11 protein-coding genes are annotated in these 18,393 nt (G+C 71.1%); 7 read left to right on the top strand and 4 right to left on the bottom strand.

Annotated features, from left to right (window positions below):
* Nucleotides 1–16 precede the first annotated feature (16 nt).
* Nucleotides 17–3,886, top strand: coding sequence for an FxSxx-COOH system tetratricopeptide repeat protein (fxsT, locus tag GUI43_RS27710; RefSeq protein WP_112700126.1), 3,870 nt, complete (start codon nt 17–19; stop codon nt 3,884–3,886).
* Between the two features lie 155 nt (nt 3,887–4,041).
* A complete protein-coding gene (gene miaB / locus GUI43_RS27705) occupies nt 4,042–5,535 on the top strand; it encodes a tRNA (N6-isopentenyl adenosine(37)-C2)-methylthiotransferase MiaB (RefSeq protein WP_112586682.1) in 1,494 nt (497 codons plus the stop codon).
* Nucleotides 5,536–5,583: 48 nt separating this feature from the next.
* On the opposite strand, the gene GUI43_RS27700 is transcribed toward miaB, so the two are convergent.
* From GUI43_RS27700 to GUI43_RS27690, 3 genes are all read right to left on the bottom strand, one after another.
* A complete protein-coding gene (locus GUI43_RS27700) occupies nt 5,584–6,933 on the bottom strand; it encodes a pectate lyase family protein (protein WP_112586684.1) in 1,350 nt (449 codons plus the stop codon).
* Between the two features lie 259 nt (nt 6,934–7,192).
* Nucleotides 7,193–8,776, bottom strand: coding sequence for a cellulase family glycosylhydrolase (locus GUI43_RS27695; protein ID WP_112586788.1), 1,584 nt, complete (start codon nt 8,774–8,776; stop codon nt 7,193–7,195).
* A gap of 1,116 nt (nt 8,777–9,892) precedes the next feature.
* A complete protein-coding gene (locus tag GUI43_RS27690) occupies nt 9,893–11,104 on the bottom strand; it encodes a DUF349 domain-containing protein (protein WP_112586688.1) in 1,212 nt (403 codons plus the stop codon).
* A gap of 150 nt (nt 11,105–11,254) precedes the next feature.
* Here GUI43_RS27690 and GUI43_RS27685 point away from each other — a divergent pair, with 150 nt between their 5' ends.
* Genes GUI43_RS27685 through dapF form a run of 3 tightly spaced genes read left to right on the top strand, consistent with a single transcriptional unit; the run spans nt 11,255 to nt 13,783 of the window.
* Nucleotides 11,255–12,022: a class III extradiol ring-cleavage dioxygenase family protein gene (locus GUI43_RS27685; RefSeq protein WP_112700125.1), complete on the top strand. Its 768-nt coding sequence runs from the start codon at nt 11,255–11,257 to the stop codon at nt 12,020–12,022.
* Nucleotides 12,007–12,930, top strand: coding sequence for a tRNA (adenosine(37)-N6)-dimethylallyltransferase MiaA (gene miaA / locus GUI43_RS27680; RefSeq protein ID WP_425271087.1), 924 nt, complete (start codon nt 12,007–12,009; stop codon nt 12,928–12,930). The genes GUI43_RS27685 and miaA overlap by 16 nt, the downstream gene beginning before the upstream one ends.
* A 7-nt stretch (nt 12,931–12,937) precedes the next feature.
* Nucleotides 12,938–13,783 (top strand): diaminopimelate epimerase, encoded by an 846-nt coding sequence (gene dapF / locus GUI43_RS27675; RefSeq protein ID WP_112586693.1) that lies wholly within the window; start codon nt 12,938–12,940, stop codon nt 13,781–13,783.
* Nucleotides 13,784–13,888: 105 nt separating this feature from the next.
* Here the strand turns inward: dapF and GUI43_RS27670 are convergent, their stop codons facing one another.
* Entirely contained in the window at nt 13,889–15,355 is a 1,467-nt protein-coding gene (locus GUI43_RS27670) for an NAD-dependent malic enzyme (RefSeq protein WP_112700124.1), read from the bottom strand.
* 183 nt (nt 15,356–15,538) lie between these two features.
* Here GUI43_RS27670 and hflX point away from each other — a divergent pair, with 183 nt between their 5' ends.
* Both hflX and GUI43_RS27660 read left to right on the top strand, forming a co-directional pair.
* Nucleotides 15,539–16,993, top strand: a complete 1,455-nt coding sequence (gene hflX / locus GUI43_RS27665) for a GTPase HflX (protein ID WP_112700123.1) — start codon at nt 15,539–15,541, stop codon at nt 16,991–16,993.
* Between the two features lie 50 nt (nt 16,994–17,043).
* Nucleotides 17,044–18,393, top strand: a 1,350-nt coding sequence (locus GUI43_RS27660; RefSeq protein WP_112700130.1) for a hypothetical protein, incomplete at its 3' end; no start/stop codon positions are given.

Below are 18,393 nucleotides of genomic sequence, written 5' to 3'. Positions count from 1 at the left end.
CCCACGGAGAAAACCGATGAACAACGATCGCGAAGGCCAGGTCGTCACCTTCTACTCGTTCAAGGGTGGAACGGGCCGAACGATGGCGCTGGCCAACGTGGCCTGGATCCTGGCGGCCAGTGGCAGGCGGGTGCTCGTCGCCGACTGGGACCTCGAGTCGCCCGGTCTGCACCGCTACTTCCACCCGTTCCTCGACGCCGAGGCGATCCAGGGCAGCAGCGGTGTGATCGACATGATCCGCGGCTACGAGTGGGAGACCACCCGGGTCGACGACCGGCCGGACCGCTGGATGGAGCAGTACGCCCGGGTCGGGCGGCATGCCTTCTCGCTGCGCTGGAACTTCCCCGACGGCGGCGGCCTCGACCTCCTCTCCGCCGGCCGGCAGAACAGCGACTACGCCGTCTCGGTGAGCGGCCTGGACTGGGACAACTTCTACAACCGGCTGGGCGGGGCGCAGTTCTTCGAGGCGCTGCGGGCGGACATGAAGCGCCAGTACGACTTCACCTTGATCGACAGCCGGACGGGGCTGAGCGACGTTTCCGACATCTGCACCCTGCACCTGCCGGACACGCTGGTGGACTGCTTCACCCTCAGCGACCAGAGCATCGACGGTGCGGCCCGGGTGGCGCACTCGGTACGTGACCGGTATCGCCGGCGGGACATCCGGATACTGCCGGTGCCGATGCGGGTCGACCAGGCCGAGAGGGAGCGTGCCGTAGCGGGTCGCCTGCTGGCCATGCGCCGGTTCGCCGGGTTGCCGGCGGGGATGACCGAGGCGGAACGAGGGCGATACTGGGCGACGGTCGAGGTCCCGTACCGACCGTTCTACGCGTACGAGGAGAAGCTTGCGACGTTTGGTGATCCGCCCGGTTCCCCGTCGTCCCTGCTGGCCGCGTTCGAGGCGTTGACCGGGATCCTCACCGACGGGGCGGTGACCGCGCTGCCGGCGATGGACGAGTCGGTACGGGAGCGGGCCAACGCCCGCTTCCACCGACGCACCGAGGCGATCGACGACCAGATCGTGCTCCGGTACGCGCCGGAGGACGCCATCTGGGCCGAGTGGCTGGAGCGGGTGCTCAGCTCGGCCGGGCTGCGGGTGGTGGAGCCCACTGCCGCCGTCGGGTCCGCCGGTACGCCGGCCCCGCGCACGCTGACAGTGGTCTCGCCGGCCTACGTGGCCACCCCGTCCGGTGGTATGCCCGACCGGGACACGAGCACCGGTTCGACGGCCCTGGCCGTGTACGTCGCCGACCTGCGCCCACTGGCCGAGTTCCCGTCGCAGAGCTTCACCAACCTGGTCAATGTGAGCGCCGCGGCCGCCGTGGAGCGGGTGTTGCGGCTGGTCGGTCGGCCGGTGCCCTCGTCGGCGGACGGCCCGGCGGGTGGGAGTGCCCGTTATCCCGGCACCGAGCCGTTGATCTTCAATGCTCCCAACCGGAACGCCCGGTTCACCGGCCGGGAGGACGACCTGGCGCGGCTGCGCGCGCAGTTGCAGGGCGGGGGCAGCGCGGTGGTGCTGCCGGTAGCCCTGCAGGGCATGGGCGGCGTCGGTAAGACGCAGGTGGCCCTGGAGTACGTGCACCGGTTCAAGGCCGCGTACGACGTGGTCTGGTGGATCGTGGCGGACCCGCCGCAGTTCGTCGACACCGCCCTCGCCGACCTCGCCGGTCGCCTCGGCATCCTCGCCAGGCCGACCCTGCCCGACACGGTCCGGTCGGTGCTCCAGGTGCTCGGCCGTGGTGAGCCGTACGAGCGGTGGCTCGTCGTGTTCGACAACGCCGAAGAACTCGACCAGATCGAGCCCTTCCTGCCGCAGGGCCCCGGGCACGTTCTGCTGACCTCCCGCAACCGCGCCTGGGGTGACCGGGCGAACCCGATCCAGGTGGACGTCTTCGCCCGCACCGAGGCCGTCGCGCACCTCGCCCAGCGGCTGCCCACTATCGGCGTCGAGCAGGCTGACCGGGTGGCCGAGGCGCTCGGCGACCTTCCGATCGCGGTGGCCGCGGCGGGCGCCTGGCTCGCCGACACCGGCACGTCGGTCGCCGATTACCTGCGGCAGATCGAGCGGCACGGCCCCAGCGTCCTCTCCGTGGAGGCGACCTGGGACCTGTCACTGAACCGGCTGCTGGAGCAGGCGCCCGCCGCCTACCGGCTGTTGCAGCTCTGCTCAGTGCTGGCCCCGGAGATCGCCCTCGAACTCATCTACGGCGACGAGATGGCGGCGGCTCTCGTGCCGTTCGACCCGTCGGTGTCGGAGCGGCTCGTGCGCGGTGCACTGGTCCAGCAGATCAACCGGCTGGCGCTGCTCAAACTCGACGTCCAGGGCGGTCGGGTCCAGGTGCACCGGCTGTTGCAGGCGGTGGTCCGTGACCGGATGACCGACGACGAGATCACCGCCGCCCGACACCAGGTGCACCTGGTGCTGGCCGCGTCCCGGCCCCGCGGCGAGGTGGACGACCCGATGACCTGGTCCCGGCTGCGCATGCTCTGGCCACACCTGGAGGCTTCCGAGGCGCTGACCTGCCCGGACGAGTCGGTGTGTCAGCTGCTGATAGACCGGGTCCGCTACCTGTGGCAGCGCGGCGGTCTGGACCAGGCCGACTGGTTCAGCCAGGAGGTGGACGACACCTGGACCGCTCGGCTCGGCGACACGCACGACAAGGTTGAGGCGTCGGTGCTGGGCCGCCAACTGCTGCACCTGCGGTTCAATCGAGCGAACATCCTGCGTAGCCTGGGCCGGTTCGACGAGGCCCGGGACCTGGACGAGGCGGTGCTGGCCGAGCAGAACCGGCTGCTGGGTCCGCTGCACCCGCACAGCCTGATGACCTCCGGCGGCCTCGGCGCTGACGTGCGGGCGCTCGGCCGCTACGCCGAGTCCCTGGAACGGGCCAGGTCCACCTACGCCTCCTGGCTCGAGGTGTTCGGCGAGGACCACCCCCGGACACTGAATGCGGCCAACGACCTCGCCGTCTCATACCGGCTGCTCGGCGACTATCGGTCGGCCCGTCGATGGGACGACGAGGTGCACCAGCGGCGCCGGCTGGTGCTCGGCCCCACGCATCCGCACACCCTCGTCTCCGCCATGCGCCTCGGTATCGACCTGCGGGAGGCTGGCGAGTACGAGAGGTCGGTCGCCCTGTTGCGCACGGTGTACGACACGTACTGCGAGGTGCTCGGTCCGGACGACGGCCAGAGCCTCGTCGCTCAGGTCAACCTGGCGGTGTCCCTGCGCAGCTCCGGTCGGGGCAGCGAGGCCGCGCCGATGTTCGAGACGGCACACCGCGAACTCGGCGAACGCTTCGGTCCGGACTACCCGGACACGGTGGCGTGCCGGGCGAGCCGGGCGGCGAACCTGTTGGCCGTCGGCGATGCGGCTCGGGCGCTGACCGAGATGCTCGCGGTCACCCAGGCGTACGAGGAGGGTCTCCGGCTCGGCCCGGAGCACCCGCACACCCTGGCCACGCTGAGCAACATCGCTGCCGCCGAGCGCGCGCTCGGCCGCAGGTCGCAAGCCCGCGCGTCGGCTGCCCGGGCGGCCGCTGAGCTGCGCAAGGCGCTCGGCCCCGACCACCCGCACACCCTCGCCGCAGAGCTGAACCACGCGGTGTGTCTCGCCGAGGAGGATGACCGGGTGTCGGCGTCGGACCGGCTGCGGGAGACCGCCGCGCGGCTGTCGGAAGTGCTCGGCACGGACCACCCCGACACGCTGCGCTGCCTCGGTGATCTCGCCCTGGTGTCGAGGCACGTCGGCGGCGGCGCTCCTGTGGAGGACCTCGGGGCGGTGGCGGACCGGCTGGCCGAGGTCATCGGCCAGGAGCACCCCAGCGTGCAGACCCTGCGCGAAGGGCGGCTCGTCGTGCGGGTGATCGAACCGCACCTGTTCTGATCGGAGGCGCCAGTTCGGGTCGGGCGCGCCGGCCGGGGCCGTGGACCCTCACCATGGGGCGCCGGGCCAACGCCGCCGGACGGACAATGCCGGTCGGACATGCCCCCGGACCGGGCCGCTACCCTGGTAGCCCGAGGGGAAGGGGCACCAACAGGGTGGCTAGGACCTACAACGTCGTCACGTACGGCTGCCAGATGAACGTGCACGACTCTGAACGCATCTCCGGCCTGCTTGAGCAGGCGGGATACGAGCGCGCACCCGCTGGCGACGACACCCCGGACATCGTGGTCTTCAACACCTGCGCGGTGCGGGAAAATGCGGACAACCGGCTCTACGGCAACCTCGGTCGTCTGCGCCCGGTGAAGGACAAGCACCCCGGGATGCAGATCGCGGTCGGCGGCTGCCTCGCCCAGAAGGATCGGGGCGACATCGTCCGCAAGGCCCCCTGGGTGGACGTGGTCTTCGGCACCCACAACATCGGCGCGCTGCCGGTGCTGTTGGAGCGGGCCCGGCACAACGCCGCCGCCGAGGTGGAGATCCTGGAGTCCCTCGACGTCTTCCCGTCCACGCTGCCCACCCGCCGCGAGTCCACGTACGCCGGCTGGGTGTCGATCTCGGTGGGGTGCAACAACACCTGCACGTTCTGCATCGTGCCGGCACTGCGCGGCAAGGAGAAGGACCGGCGCCCCGGCGACATCCTCTCCGAGGTGCGCGCGCTGGTCGACGAGGGCGTGCTGGAGGTGACCCTCCTCGGGCAGAACGTCAACTCGTACGGTGTGGAGTTCGGCGACCGGTACGCGTTCGGCAAGCTGCTGCGGGCCTGCGGCGACATCGACGGCTTGGAGCGCGTCCGGTTCACCAGCCCGCACCCGAAGGACTTCACCGACGACGTGATCGCCGCGATGGCCGAGACGCCGAACGTCTGCCACTCGCTGCACATGCCGTTGCAGTCCGGCTCCGACGACGTGCTCCGGGCGATGCGCCGGTCCTACCGCTCCGAGCGCTACCTGGGGATCATCGAGAAGGTCCGCGCGGCGATGCCGGACGCGGCGATCACCACCGACATCATCGTCGGCTTCCCCGGTGAGACCGAGGCCGACTTCCAGCGCACCCTGGACGTGGTCCGGGAGGCCCGGTTCTCCTCGGCCTTCACCTTCCAGTACTCGAAGCGGCCCGGCACCCCCGCCGCGACCATGGACGATCAGCTGCCCAAGCAGGTCGTGCAGGAGCGCTACGAGCGGTTGGTCGCCTGCGTCGAGGAGATCACCTGGGCGGAGAACAAGCGCCTCGTCGGTGAGACCGTCGAGGTGCTGGTCGCGGTCGGCGAGGGCCGCAAGGACGAGCGGACCGGCCGGATGTCCGGTCGGGCCCGCGACGGCCGACTTGTGCACTTCGCGACCGAAACCGCCGACGGGGAGTCCCTCGCTGGTCAGATCCGGCCGGGCGACATCGTGCACACCACGATCACGTACGCCGCGCCGCACCACCTGAACGCCGACGGAGCGCCGGTGGCGCACCGGCGCACCCGGGCCGGTGACGCGGCCGAGGCGGGTCGCTCCCCGCGTACCCCCGGGGTGTTGCTCGGTCTTCCGACGATCGGCGCACCGCCGGTCGTGGCTGCCCCCGCCGCTGGCTGCGCCACCCACTGACCGCACGGAAGGGCCCCCTGGACGAGGGACCCTTCCGCGAAGGCTGAGTCAGACGGTGATCCGGCCGGCGCCGGCGCCCGCAGTCACAATGGACTTGACGTTGCTCGCGGTGTCCAGCTGGTAGGAGTACGGGATGCTGGCCACGCTGCCGCCGGCCTGGCCGGTGGGCGAGTTGACGAAGTGGTTGTTGCGGGCGACCAGGCTGCCGGGGCCTGAGTCGCCCTCACCGAGGTGGTACGGGTCGTCGACGTTCTCGAAGTAGTTGCCCTCGACGAGCACCCCGGCGTTCTCGGTGGACGCCACGCCGTAGCCGCCGTTGGCCCGGTAGTAGTTGTTGTACACGTGCACCGGGTTGCCGAAGCGCACCCGGGGGTTGCGCTGGTTGCTGCCGTCGAACCAGTTGTGGTGGTAGCTCACCCGCAGGTGGCCGACGTCCTGGCTGGCGTTGTCGTCGCTGTGACCGAGCAGCATGGTCTTGTCGTGGCTGAAGACCCGGTTCCACGAGACGGTGACGAAGTCCGAGCCGCGCTTGATGTCGACGGCGCCGTCGTACCCGTTGCTGAAGCTGTTGTGGTCGATCCAGATGTTGGTGGCCGACTCCTGCACGTTGATCGCGTCGTCGTTCCAGCTGCGGAAGGTCAGGTTGCGGATGATCACGTTGCGGTCGCCGCTGACGTTGAACCCGCAGCCGACGATGGTCGCGCCGTAGTTGCCGAGGATGGTCTTGTTGGACCGGACCCGCAGCATGCCCGAGCAGGTGATCGTTCCGGACACCCGGATCACCGCGGCGCCGGTCGCGTTCAGCGCGCTGGTCAGTGCCGAGGCGGTGGTGACGGTGGTGGTGGCCGCGTTGCCGCCACCGGTGGTGCCGCCGTTCTGGGTGGCCCAGCCGACCAGGGCCGACGGCGGCTGAGTGCTGGGCGGGGGAGTGCTCGACGGCGGCGGGGTGGTCGGTGGCGGGGTGGTCGGCGTGGTGCTGCCGGTGCAGGCGACGTTGTTCAGGCTGAAGCTGCTCGGAGCCGGGTTGCTGGAGCTGTTCCAACTCGCGTTGAAGCCGAACGTGGCGCTGGCGTTGGTCGCCAGGTTGCCGTTGTAGTCGACGTTGGTCGCGGAGACCTGGCTGCCGCTCTGCGAGGCGGTGGCGCCCCACGCCTGGCTGACCTGCTGACCGGCCCCGTACGACCAGCGCAGCGTCCACCCGGAGACCGGGTCGCCGAGGTTGGTGACTGTGACGTTGCCGGTGAATCCGCCCGGCCACTGGCTGGCGACCGAGTAGGCCACCTGGCAGCCGGCGGCCGCCTGGGCGGACACGGAGGTCAACAGCCCGGCGGTGATCAGGGTGGCGGTGGCTGCGGCAGTGGTGGCGATCAGCGTCATTCGACGCCGTCCTGTGCGCATGCTGCTTCCTTTCGATGAGGCGGACGGAGGTGTCGCGACGCCCATGCCCGTGGGCGGCGAATCTCGGCCGGGACCAGTGGTCCTCGGGCCCGCCAGTGCAGGTTCGTGAGGGAAAGCGGCTCCCGCGCTCGCGCTCACCGACGAAGAGGCAAGCGCTTTCCCGATAAGAACATAGAAGGATCTGAATGTAAATGGCCGGGACGGCCGATGCGATGCGCACCGGCCGTCCCGGCAGCAGCGCACCGGCCGTCCCGGTGGATCAGCAGCTGGTGCCGCTGAGTTTCACAGTGCCCGGCGCGCTGGCCGTGCCGTTGGCGGTGAAGCCCACGGTGACCGACCCGCCCGCCGGCAGGGACGGAGCGTGGCTCGGAGCCGCCGCGGTGACCGTCGTACCGGACTGCGTGACTGTGGCGTTCCAACCACTGCCCAACGTCACCCCCGACGGCCAGCTCCAGGTGACCGACCACGGGTTCACCGCACCCGAGCCGGTGTTCTTCACTGTCAACTCGCCCTGGAAGCCGCCCTGCCAGGCGTTGACCTGCCGGTAGGTGGCCGTGCAGGCACCGGCCGGCGGGTCCGTCGGCGGGTCCGTCGGCGGCCCGCTGGTGCCGCCACCGGACGGCGCGATCAGGTACGGCTGGAGGATCGCCTGCTTGGCGGTGTTGACATTGGTCCAGTCGTCAAGCGCGATACCGCCGGTGTCACCCGAGTTGGGGTTCCACGACCAGTAGGTGAAGGACATCCCGGTCACCCCGGTGCCGGTGTACGCCATCAGCTTCTCCAGCCACACCTTGTCCTTCGGGTCGACCAGGGTGCTGCCGAACTCGCCCATCATGATCGGGGCGATGTTCTGCTTGTAGAGGTAACCGAAGTACTTGTCCCAGATGGCCGGCATGTTCGCCGGGTAGTCCGGGGCGTCGAACCAGGTCTGCCGGTACACCGAGGTGGCGTACTCGTGCGGCGAGTAGACCAACCGGTTCGCCACGCTCAGCCGGACCGGGAACTGCCCCGCCTTCGACAGGTTGCCGCCCCACCAACCGCAGTCCTCGTCGTTGCTGGTGTCGCCGTCCCAGACGTTGGAGAGGCCACCACTCGGGCAGCTCACCCCCTCCACGAAGATCAACCAGTTGGGCTGGACGCCGAGGATCGCGTTTCCGGCCCGCTCGGCGGCGAGCCGCCAGTCCCGGGTGGTGTCGCCACAGCCCCAGCACGCGCCCGTGGCAGCCGGGTTGGTGCCCTCCGCGTGCGGCTCGTTGTGCAGATCGGCACCGATCACCGTCGGGTTGCCCGCGTACCGCTGGGCGAGCATCTTCCAGTCGTTGATCCAGGTCGCCTCGGAAACCGTCGACGTGTACCAGAGCGGCGACTGCCCGGCCGCCGTCGGCCGGTGCCGGTCCAGGATGATCCGCATGCCCTTGCTGCCGGCGTAGTCGATCACCTTGTCCAGGATCTGCAACGGCGACAGCCCGATCAGGTCCGGGTTGACGAAGTCGTTGATCCCACTGGCGGTCGCACCCGGCTTCAGCGCGTCGTTCGAGTACGGCACCCGCAACGTGTTGTAACCCAGCCGGGCCATCGTGTCGAGTTGTCCCCGCCACGGGTTGTTCGACCACAGCCCGTGGAAGGTCTTGTTGTCAGTCTCCATGCCGAACCAGTTGATGCCGGTCAACCGGACCGTCGCACCGGTGCTGTCCACGATCTGGTTGCCACTGGTATGCAGATAACCCGTACCGGTGCCGGCGGCCACGGCAGGGCTGGTGCTGACGGCGGCGGCGAGGAACACGCCAGCCGCGACGGTGACGAGCGCGGTGAGCGCGCCGCCGAGAGCTTTCGGACGGAACAATTCGAGCTCCACTTCGGAGGTCCGGCGCCGTCCATGAACGACGCCGGCGGGCGGCCGTCCGCACGTCACGGTCCCTTAGGGGTACGCGGACAGTGCGCGACGGCCCATGTCACGCGGACGTGGTCACTCGCGGAAGCTCACCGGCGACCCTCGACGGCGGATGTTCCGCCTTCGTCGCCCTCGCGCCGGTGGCCCTACCTGGCTCCGTCGCTCATTCTGATCAGCCCAGGTCAATGCGTCAACCTGCCCGCGTCGCGTCCCCGCGCCCGTCCCCGCGCCCGTCCCCGCGCCCGTCCCTGTCGCCAGCGCTCGCGCCGGCCTTGCGGTCTTTGCTCACGTTCGCGCCGCGCCCACGTCCGTTCGCGCCGCGCCCACGTCCGTTCGCGCCGCGCCCACGTCCGTTCGCGCCGTGCCCGCTTCTCCGCTCGCGCTGCCCGCCTTGCACCGCGTGCCCCTTCATGATCGCGCTAGAACATGGATGTAGTGGCCTGTAGACGTGCTGATGCCACTACATCCAGGTTCGAGCACGATCTTGTTGGCGTGGCGTGGCGTGGCGTGGCGTGGCGTGGCGTGGCGTGGCGTGGCGTGGCGTGGCGTGGCACTGCCCGTGCCGCGCGTCCGTTCGAAACGCGCTCCGCAGCGCATGATCGTGCTCCAACATGGATGTAGTGGTCTTCCGGCGCTAGGTGGCCACTACATCCTGGATCGAGCATGACCTTGACGGGCGCGGATGCCCCCAAACCCCGCTCCCGGCCTCTCAGGGCCCTGCTGTTCGTCAAGATCCGCGCAACATCAGGGATGTTGCTGTCTCCCGCCTGTCCGAGGCAGCAACATCCGGCAAATTGCGCGGATCTTGAGGCGGACCTGGTGGCGCGGACCCGGTGGCGTTGACCGGGGGCTCGCGGACCCGGGGGCTCGCGGACCCGGGGGCTCGCGGACGCGGGGCGCGGGGCCGAGGGGCTCGCGGACGCGGGGCGCGGGGCCGAGGGGCTCGCGGACGCGGGGGCGCGCGGATCTTGACGCGGGGCCGGTGGCGCGGGTTCGGTAGCGCGGGGCCGGACACGCGGGAGCCCCCGGTCCCGAGCGGGACCGGGGGCTCCGGACGTCGTCGTCAGCTCAGCCGGCGGCCTGCTCGGCGAGTTGGAGGAACTGCCGCTTGGAGGCGAGGGCCTGCTCAGCCTCCTTGATCCGGCGTGCGTCCCCGGCGCTCTGCGCCCGGGCCAGCCGGTCCTCGGCCTCCGCCACCTGCGCCCGCATCTGGGCGAGCAGCGGGTTGTCCTCCTTGGTGGTGCGGCGCCACGCCGAGTCCATCACGTCACGGACCTTGTCGTCGATGACGCGCAGTCGACGCTCCAGCCCGGCGGCCGCCTCGCGGGGGACCCGACCGGCCTCGTGCCACTGGGCCTGGATCTCCCGCAGCTTGGCCTGGGCGCCCTTCGGGTCGGCGTCGATGTCCAACGCCTCGGCCTCGGCGAGCAGGGCCTGCTTGCGCTCCAGGTTGCCGCGCTGCTCGTTGTCCCGTGCGGAGAAGACCTCGCTGCGCCGGCTGAAGAAGGCGTCCTGCGCACCCCGGAACCGTTCCCAGAGCTTCTGCTCGGCCTCCTTGGAGGCGCGCGGAGCGGCCTTCCACTGGGTCATCAGGTCCTTGAGCTGGTTGGCGGTGGCGGCCCAGTCGGTGGAGTCCGCGAGCTTCTCCGCTTCGGCGACCAGCTCCTCCTTGGCGGTCTGGGCCTGCTTGCGCTGCGAGTCCAGGGAGGCGAAGTGGGCCCCGCGGCGGCGGGTGAAGCCGTCCCGGGCGGCGGCGAACCGCTTCCACAGCTCACCGTCGGCCTTCTTGTCGACCCCGCGGATGGTCTTCCACTCGTCGAGGATCTCCTTGAGCCGGTCCCCGGCGGTCTTCCACCCGGTGGACTCGGCGGCCAGCTTCTCGGCCTCCTCGACCAGCGCGGTCTTGCGGGCCAGGGCCTCGCCGCGAGCGGCGTCCCGGGCGGCGCGCGCTTCGCCGGCCTTCTCCTCGGCGAGGGTCGCCAGCTTGTCCAGGCGGGTGGCCAGCGCGTCGATGTCGCCGACCACGTTGGCCTCGGGCAGCGAGGCACGGATCCGTCGGATCGTGCTCAACGAGTGCCCGGCGTCCGCCGCACCCGACTTGAGTCGCGCCTCGGTCAGGTCCACCTCGGTCACCAGGTCGGCGAAGCGACGTGCGAAGTGAGCCAGGCCCTCCTCCGGTGCTCCCGCCTGCCAGGATCCGACCACCCGCTCTCCCTCGGTGGTCTTGACGTACACGGTGCCGTCCGCGTCCACCCGTCCGAAGGCAGTCCAGTCGCTCATGTGCCCATCCTCGTTCTCCCGGCGTCGAGGGATCGATCCCCCGTCGCCGCCACGGCGCAGCCAAGTTGCTTCCGGCATTGTCACAGGTCCGACCCGGTCCGCGTCGAGCGCCTATCGCCGACCGTGACCATACGGTGTCCTAGGGGCCGAATGACCGGATCGGCGCGGAGACGCACCGGGGATTCCCGCTACGGTGGACGGGTGCCACTGGTCGCCGCCGCCGTCTGCCCGCATCCGCCCCTGCTCGTGCCCGAGGTGGCCGGCTCCGCGGCCCCGGAGTTGGACGATCTGCGGGCGGCCTGTGACACCGCCGTACGCCGGCTGCTGGCCCCCGATCCGGACATTGTGGTGCTGGTGGGCACCGGCCCGGTGACCGGCCCGATCCACACCCCGGCGACCGGTTCTCTCCAGCCCTGGGGTGTCGACCTGTACCTGCCGTTGGTGCCAGGCCTTCCGGATCGGGGTGCGCTGCTGCCGTTGAGTTTGACCATCGGCGCGTGGCTGCTGGCCCGTCACGACACCCGACCGCCGGTGACCGCCGTGCAGGTGGCCGCCGATGCCGGCCCGGCCGAGCTGGCCGCGCTCGCCGACGAGGTCGGCGCCGCCGGTGACCGGGTGGCGTCGCTGGTGCTCGGGGACGGGTCGGCCTGCCGGGGAGAAAAGGCACCCGGGTACGACGACGCGCGCGCCCTCCCGTACGACCAGGGGGTTGCCGCGGCGCTGGCGGACGCGGACCTGGACGCCCTGCTCGACCTCGACCCGGTGGTGTCGGCGGAGCTGAAGGCCGCCGGTCGCGCCCCCTGGCAGGTGCTCGCCGGCGCGGCCCGCGCGGCCGGTGGTGGGTGGCGCGGCGAGTTGCTGCACGACTCCGCCCCCTACGGGGTGGCCTACTTCGTGGCGTCCTGGGAGCGCGTGTGACAGGCCTGGTCGTCGCGGTGGTCGGCCCGACCGCGGCCGGCAAGTCCGCGCTGAGCATCGCGTTGGCGCAGGCCCTGGACGGCGAGGTGGTCAATGCCGACTCGATGCAGCTCTACCGGGGCATGGACATCGGCACCGCCAAGCTGACCCTCGCCGAGCGGGACGGGGTGCCGCATCACCTGCTGGACATCTGGGAGGTCACCGAGCCGGCGAGCGTCGCGGAGTACCAGCGACTGGCCCGGGCGGCGGTGGACGACATCCTGTCCCGAGGGCGGGTGCCGCTGCTGGTCGGTGGCTCCGGGCTGTACGTGCGGGCGGTGCTGGAGCGTTTCGAGTTCCCGGGCACGGACGCGGCGCTGCGGGATCGGCTGGAACGGGAGTTGGCCGAGGTCGGCCCGGCCCCGCTGTACGCACGGCTGCGCGCCGCCGACCCGGTCGCCGCCGAGGGCATCCTGCCGGGCAACGGCCGGCGGATCGTGCGGGCCCTGGAGGTGATCGAGCTGACCGGCGCGCCGTTCGCCGCCTCGTTGCCGCAGCCCACGCCGTACTACCCTTCGGTGCAGCTCGGCGTCGACCTGGACACCGGCCTGCTGGACGAGCGGATCGCGCTGCGGGTCGACCGGATGTGGGCCGACGGCCTGGTGCCGGAGACCCGTGAGCTGGTCGGGCGCGGCCTGGCCGAGGGGCGGACGGCGAGTCGGGCGCTGGGCTATCAGCAGGTGCTGCGCCTGCTCGCCGGTGAGCTTACCGAGGCGCAGGCGCACGACGAGACGGTCCGGGCGACCCGGCGTTTCGTCCGCCGGCAGCGGTCCTGGTTCCGCCGCGACCCGCGGATCCACTGGCTGGACTCGACGATTCCGGACCTGATCGGGGCCGCCCTGCATCTGGTGCCGGCGGCTGCGCGATGATGGGGCTGTGGAGTTCACCAAGGGCCACGGCACCGGCAACGATTTCGTCCTCCTTCCCGACCCGGACGGCCAGCTCAACCTGACCCCGGAGCTGGTCGCGGCGCTCTGTGACCGACGTCGGGGCATCGGCGCGGACGGCGTGCTGCGGGTGGTCCGCGCGGCCAAGCATCCGGACGGCGCGGGTCTGGCCGGCGAGGCCGAGTGGTTCATGGACTACTGGAACGCCGATGGCTCGTTCGCCGAGATGTGCGGCAACGGCGCGCGGGTCTTCGTGCGCTACCTGCTCGACACCGGGTTGGCCACGCCCGCCGGCGCGGCGCTGCCGGTGGCCACCCGGGCCGGCGTCGTGCGCGCGCTGGTCGAGGGCGACGCCGTGTCCGTCGAGATGCGCCGACCCCAGGTGTACGACAGCTCCGCCGCCACGCTCGGCGGACTGACCATTGCCGGTGCGGTGGTGGACGTCGGCAACCCGCACCTGGTCTGCAGGCTGCCGGCCGGCGTGGAGCTGTCGGCGCTGGACCTGACCGTCGCGCCCGGGTTCGACCCGTCGGTCTTCCCGAGCGGGGTGAACGTCGAGTTCATCGTGGCGGGCGACCCGGTCGACGGCACCGACGAGCACACCTTGATGCGGGTGTACGAGCGGGGCAGCGCCGAGACCCTGTCCTGCGGCACGGGTGCCTGCGCGGTGGGTGCGGTGGCGCTGCGCGACGCCGGCCGGGACACCGGCGTGGTCGCGGTCGACGTGCCCGGCGGCCGCGTGACGGTCACGGTCACCGCCGACTCCTGCTGGCTCTCCGGCCCCGCCGTCCTGGTGGCCACCGGCGAGTTGGACCCAACGACGCTCCGCCCCTGACGCCCCGCCCCACCCGTGTTGATCAAGAGGTTTGCGTCGAGTTTCGCGTAGTTCCTGACGCAAACCTCTTGATCAACGGCGTGGCCGGTGGGCGGTTCGCGCGCGTTACGGGGTGGCGCTGGCGTTCGCGGCGATCTCGGGGAGGTCGGCGGGGCCGGGGTCGGCGGCCGGGAGCGGGCTCGGGTTGTGCGCGGCGGCGCGCACGGCGGCGGCGACCGCCGGGGCGACCCGGGAGTCGAAGACGCTCGGCACGATCACCGTCGGGTTGATCTTCTCTTCGCCGACCACGTCCGCGATGGCCCGGGCGGCCGCGAGGGCCATCTCCTCGGTGAACTCCTCGGCGTGCGCGTCCAGCATGCCGCGGAACACCCCGGGGAACGCGAGCACGTTGTTGATCTGGTTCGGCTGGTCCGAGCGGCCGGTGGCGACCACGGCGGCGTGCTTGCGCGCCTCCCGGGGGTCGACCTCCGGGTCCGGGTTCGCGAGGGCGAAGACGATCGAGTCCTTCGCCATCTGGGCGATGTCGTCGCCGGTGAGCAGGTTCGGCGCGCTGACCCCGATGAACACGTCGGCGCCGCGAATCGCGCCGGGCAGGTCGCCGGAGTAGTTCTCCTTGTTGGTGTTCTCCGCCAGCCACTGCCACGCCGAGTTGAGCCCGGTCAGCCCGCGGTGCAGGGCGCCCTCCCGGTCGTACGCGATGATGTCGCCGACGCCCTGGCGCAGCAGCAGCTTCATGATCGCGGTGCCGGCCGCGCCGGCTCCGGAGACGACCACCCGGACGTCCTCGAGCCGCTTGCCCACCACGCGCAGCGCGTTGGTCAGCGCGGCCAGCACGCAGATCGCGGTGCCGTGCTGGTCGTCGTGGAAGACCGGGATGTCCAGCGCCTCGCGCAGCCGGGCCTCGATCTCGAAGCAGCGCGGCGCGGCGATGTCCTCCAGGTTGATGCCGCCGTAGGCCGGCGCGATCGCCTTGACGATCTGCACGATCTCGTCGGTGTCCTGGGTGTCCAGCACCACCGGCCAGGCGTCCACCCCGCCGAAGCGCTTGAACAGCGCGGCCTTGCCCTCCATCACCGGCAGCGACGCGGCCGGGCCGAGGTTGCCCAGGCCGAGCACCGCCGAGCCGTCGCTGACCACAGCGACGGTGTTGCGCTTGATGGTCAGTCGCCGCGCGTCGGCCGGGTTCTCGGCGATCGCCATGCAGACCCGGGCCACCCCCGGGGTGTACGCGCGGGACAGCTCGTCGCGGTTGCGCAGCGCGACCTTCGAGGTCACCTCGATCTTGCCGCCCAGGTGCAGCAGGAACGTCCGGTCCGACACCTTGCGCACGTCCACGCCGTCCAGCGCGGTCAGCGCGTCGACCACCTGGTCGGCGTGACCGGCGTCGGCGGTGTCGCAGGTCAGGTCGACGATCACGTGGGTCGGGTCCGAGTCCACCACGTCCAGCGCCGTGACGATCGCCCCGGCCTCGCCGACGGAGGTGGTGAGCCGGCCGATCGAGGAGGCGTCCGCGGTCACGGCGATCCGAATGGTGATCGAAAATCCGGCGCTGGGCATTCGGGTGATGGCCACGGGATCCCTCCGTAACGGCTGTGCGGCCGATCGGCCGCCGCCCGCATTTCTACCGGGCTGTCGCGGCCGACCAGCATTCGCCCCCACTTTTGGCGACCTTCACCATGGGCATATAGCAGGTGCGTTCGGCGTTGTGTCATGTCAGGATTACGTTCTACTTATCAAAACGGACAGGAGAACCGCTTGCGAGACCAGGAGAGCTTTGTCCCCGTCGAGGACGAGCTCGACGACGTCACCACCGGCGAGATGGAGCTGTCGGAGCGGCAGTCCCTCCGACGCGTCCCGGGCCTGTCAACCGAGCTCACCGACGTCACCGAGGTGGAATACCGCCAGCTGCGGCTGGAGCGGGTCGTCCTGGTGGGCGTCTGGACCGAAGGCACCGTCACCGACGCGGAAAACTCGCTGACCGAGCTTGCCGCGCTGGCCGAGACCGCCGGTTCGCAGGTGCTCGAAGGGCTCATCCAGCGTCGTACCCGACCCGACCCGGCCACGTACATCGGCCGTGGCAAGGTCGACGATCTTGGCGCGGTGGTGCTCTCCACCGGCGCCGACACGGTCATCTGTGACGGTGAGCTGTCGCCGTCGCAGCTGCGCAACCTGGAGCAGCGCACCAAGGTCAAGGTCGTCGACCGCACCGCGCTGATCCTCGACATCTTCGCCCAGCACGCCAAGAGCAAGGAAGGTAAGGCGCAGGTCGAGCTGGCCCAGCTCCAATACCTGCTGCCCCGACTGCGCGGTTGGGGTGAGACGCTCTCCCGGCAGACCGGTGGTTCCGGCCGGGGCGGCGGCGCCGGCGGCGGTGTGGGTGTTCGTGGTCCCGGTGAGACCAAGCTGGAGACCGACCGGCGGCGCATCCGTCACCGCATCTCCCGGCTGCGTCGCGAGATCAAGAGCATGAAGACGGTACGCGTGACCAAGCGCACCCGGCGTTCCCGCAACGCCGTTCCCGCGGTCGCCATCGCCGGCTACACCAACGCCGGCAAGTCCAGCCTGCTCAACCGCCTGACCGGTGCGGGCGTGCTGGTGGAGAACGCGCTGTTCGCCACGCTGGACCCGACGACCCGCAAGGCCACCGCCTCGGACGGGCGGCTCTACACCCTCTCCGACACTGTCGGCTTCGTCCGACACCTCCCGCACCAGATCGTCGAGGCGTTCCGCTCGACGCTGGAGGAGGTCGCGGAGGCGGATCTGGTGGTGCACGTCGTGGACGGCACCCACCCGGATCCGGAGGAGCAGGTCCGAGCGGTCCATGCGGTGCTTGCCGAGGTCAGCGCGGACCGGCTTCCCGAGCTGTTGGTGGTCAACAAGACCGACGCGGCCGACGAGGACACTCTGCTGCGGCTCAAGCGGCTCTGGCCTGACGCGATCTTCGTGTCCGCCCACTCCGGGCGCGGCATGGACGAGCTGCGCGCGGCCATCGAGGAGCGGCTGCCGAGTCCGGCCGTGGAGGTCCGGGCCGTGCTGCCGTACGACCGGGGTGACCTGGTGGCTCGGGCGCACCGAACGGGTGAGGTGCTCAGCACGTCGCACCTGCCGGAGGGCACTCTGCTGCACGTCCGCGTCGGCGCGGAGTTGGCGGCGGAGCTGACGGCCTTCGACGTGGAGCGGCAGGGGCAGGCGGCCGGCAGCCGGTCCTGAGCGGCCACGGCGTCATCCACCGGAAACGCGTGGCATGCGACACTGGCCGAATGCGCCGCGTTGTTTCCTCGGTCACGGTTGCCCTCGGCCTGCTCGGGGCAACCGTGGCGCTCGCCGGAGTCGCCGCAGCGGCTCCCGCCCCTGGGGCGTCCGGGCCGCCCGCCGCGAACCCTGGCCAGAAGCGATGCACGATCACCGACGAGCGCCTACGGGAGCTGTCCGGGCTGGTCGCCACCAAGAGTGGCTACATCGTCATCAACGACGGCACCGACGTCGCGGCGCGCAAGCGGGTGTTCTTCCTCGACAGCAAGTGCAAGATTTCGAAGGAGCCGGTCCGGTACTCGGGCCAGGGTCCGTTCGACACCGAGGATCTCGCCCTGTCCAAGGACGGCCGCACCCTCTGGATCGCCGATACCGGTGACAACCCCGACTCGAAGGAGCGGCGCAGCCGCGTCGCGCTCTGGTCGATGCCGGTCAGCGGCACCAAGGAGCCGACGCTGCACCGGCTCTCCTACCCCGGAGCCAAACCGCACGACGCTGAGGCGTTGCTCATCGGCGACGACGGAAAACCGCTGATCATCACCAAGGTGACCAGCGGCAAGGCCGAGATCTACACGCCGTCGGCGGCCCTCAAGAGCGGCGACACCGACCCGGTGCCGATGCGTAAGGCCGGCGAGATCACGCTGCCGAAGACCCAGACGGAGAACACCCTCAACACGTTCGGCCGGATCGCCATCACCGGCGCATCTCGGGCACCGGACGGCTCCCGGGTGGTCCTGCGCACGTATGCGGACGCCTTCGAGTTCGACGTGACCGGTGGCGACATCGTGGGCGCGCTCACCACCGTCAAGCCGCGGGTGACGCCGCTGGCCGACCCGTTCGGCGAGGCCATCAGCTACACCTCGGACGGAAAGTCGTTCCTCACCGTCTCCGACGCGGGCCGGTTCACCGAAGACGAGCCGCTCGACATCCTCGGTTACACCCCGTCGACGTCGACCGCCGTGCCGCTGGCCGCCGAGGACGGCGCCAAGCCGGCCGCCTCGAAATCCTGGACCGACGGGCTGAGCCTCGACGACATCACGTACCTGGTCGGGGCGGTCGGGCTGATCGGCCTGCTGTTGGTCGCCGCCGGAATCTTCGGCATCGTTCGCGCCCGCCGTCGGCCGCCGACCGCTGACGCGTCCGACCCGTCGGAGCCGGACGGTGAGCCGTTCGGCCCGCGCGCGGGCCGTGCCGTCGACGGGTTCCCGGCCGACGATGACCGCAGGGGTGGCGTCTACGGGGGCGGTGCGCCGGCCGGCGGCGCGGTCTACGGCGCTGGTGCGGGTCGCGGCGGTCCGGCCCCGGCGGGTGGTGCGGGTCGCGGTGGCCCGGCCCCGGCGGGTGGAGCCGTGTACGGC

Origin of the sequence: Micromonospora noduli, from assembly GCF_003264365.1 — a bacterium.
GTDB lineage: Bacteria > Actinomycetota > Actinomycetes > Mycobacteriales > Micromonosporaceae > Micromonospora > Micromonospora noduli.
Note: the sequence above shows the minus strand (reverse complement) of the source record. Positions and strands in the feature narration are given on the sequence as shown.

Coding starts and splice junctions, on each gene's coding strand:
- GUI43_RS27690 (WP_112586688.1), bottom strand. CDS start 11,104: ATGAGCGACTGGACTGCCTTCGGACGGGTGGACGCGGACGGCACCGTG.
- GUI43_RS27700 (WP_112586684.1), bottom strand. CDS start 6,933: ATGCGCACAGGACGGCGTCGAATGACGCTGATCGCCACCACTGCCGCA.
- fxsT (WP_112700126.1), top strand. CDS start 17: ATGAACAACGATCGCGAAGGCCAGGTCGTCACCTTCTACTCGTTCAAG.
- GUI43_RS27685 (WP_112700125.1), top strand. CDS start 11,255: ATGACCGGATCGGCGCGGAGACGCACCGGGGATTCCCGCTACGGTGGA.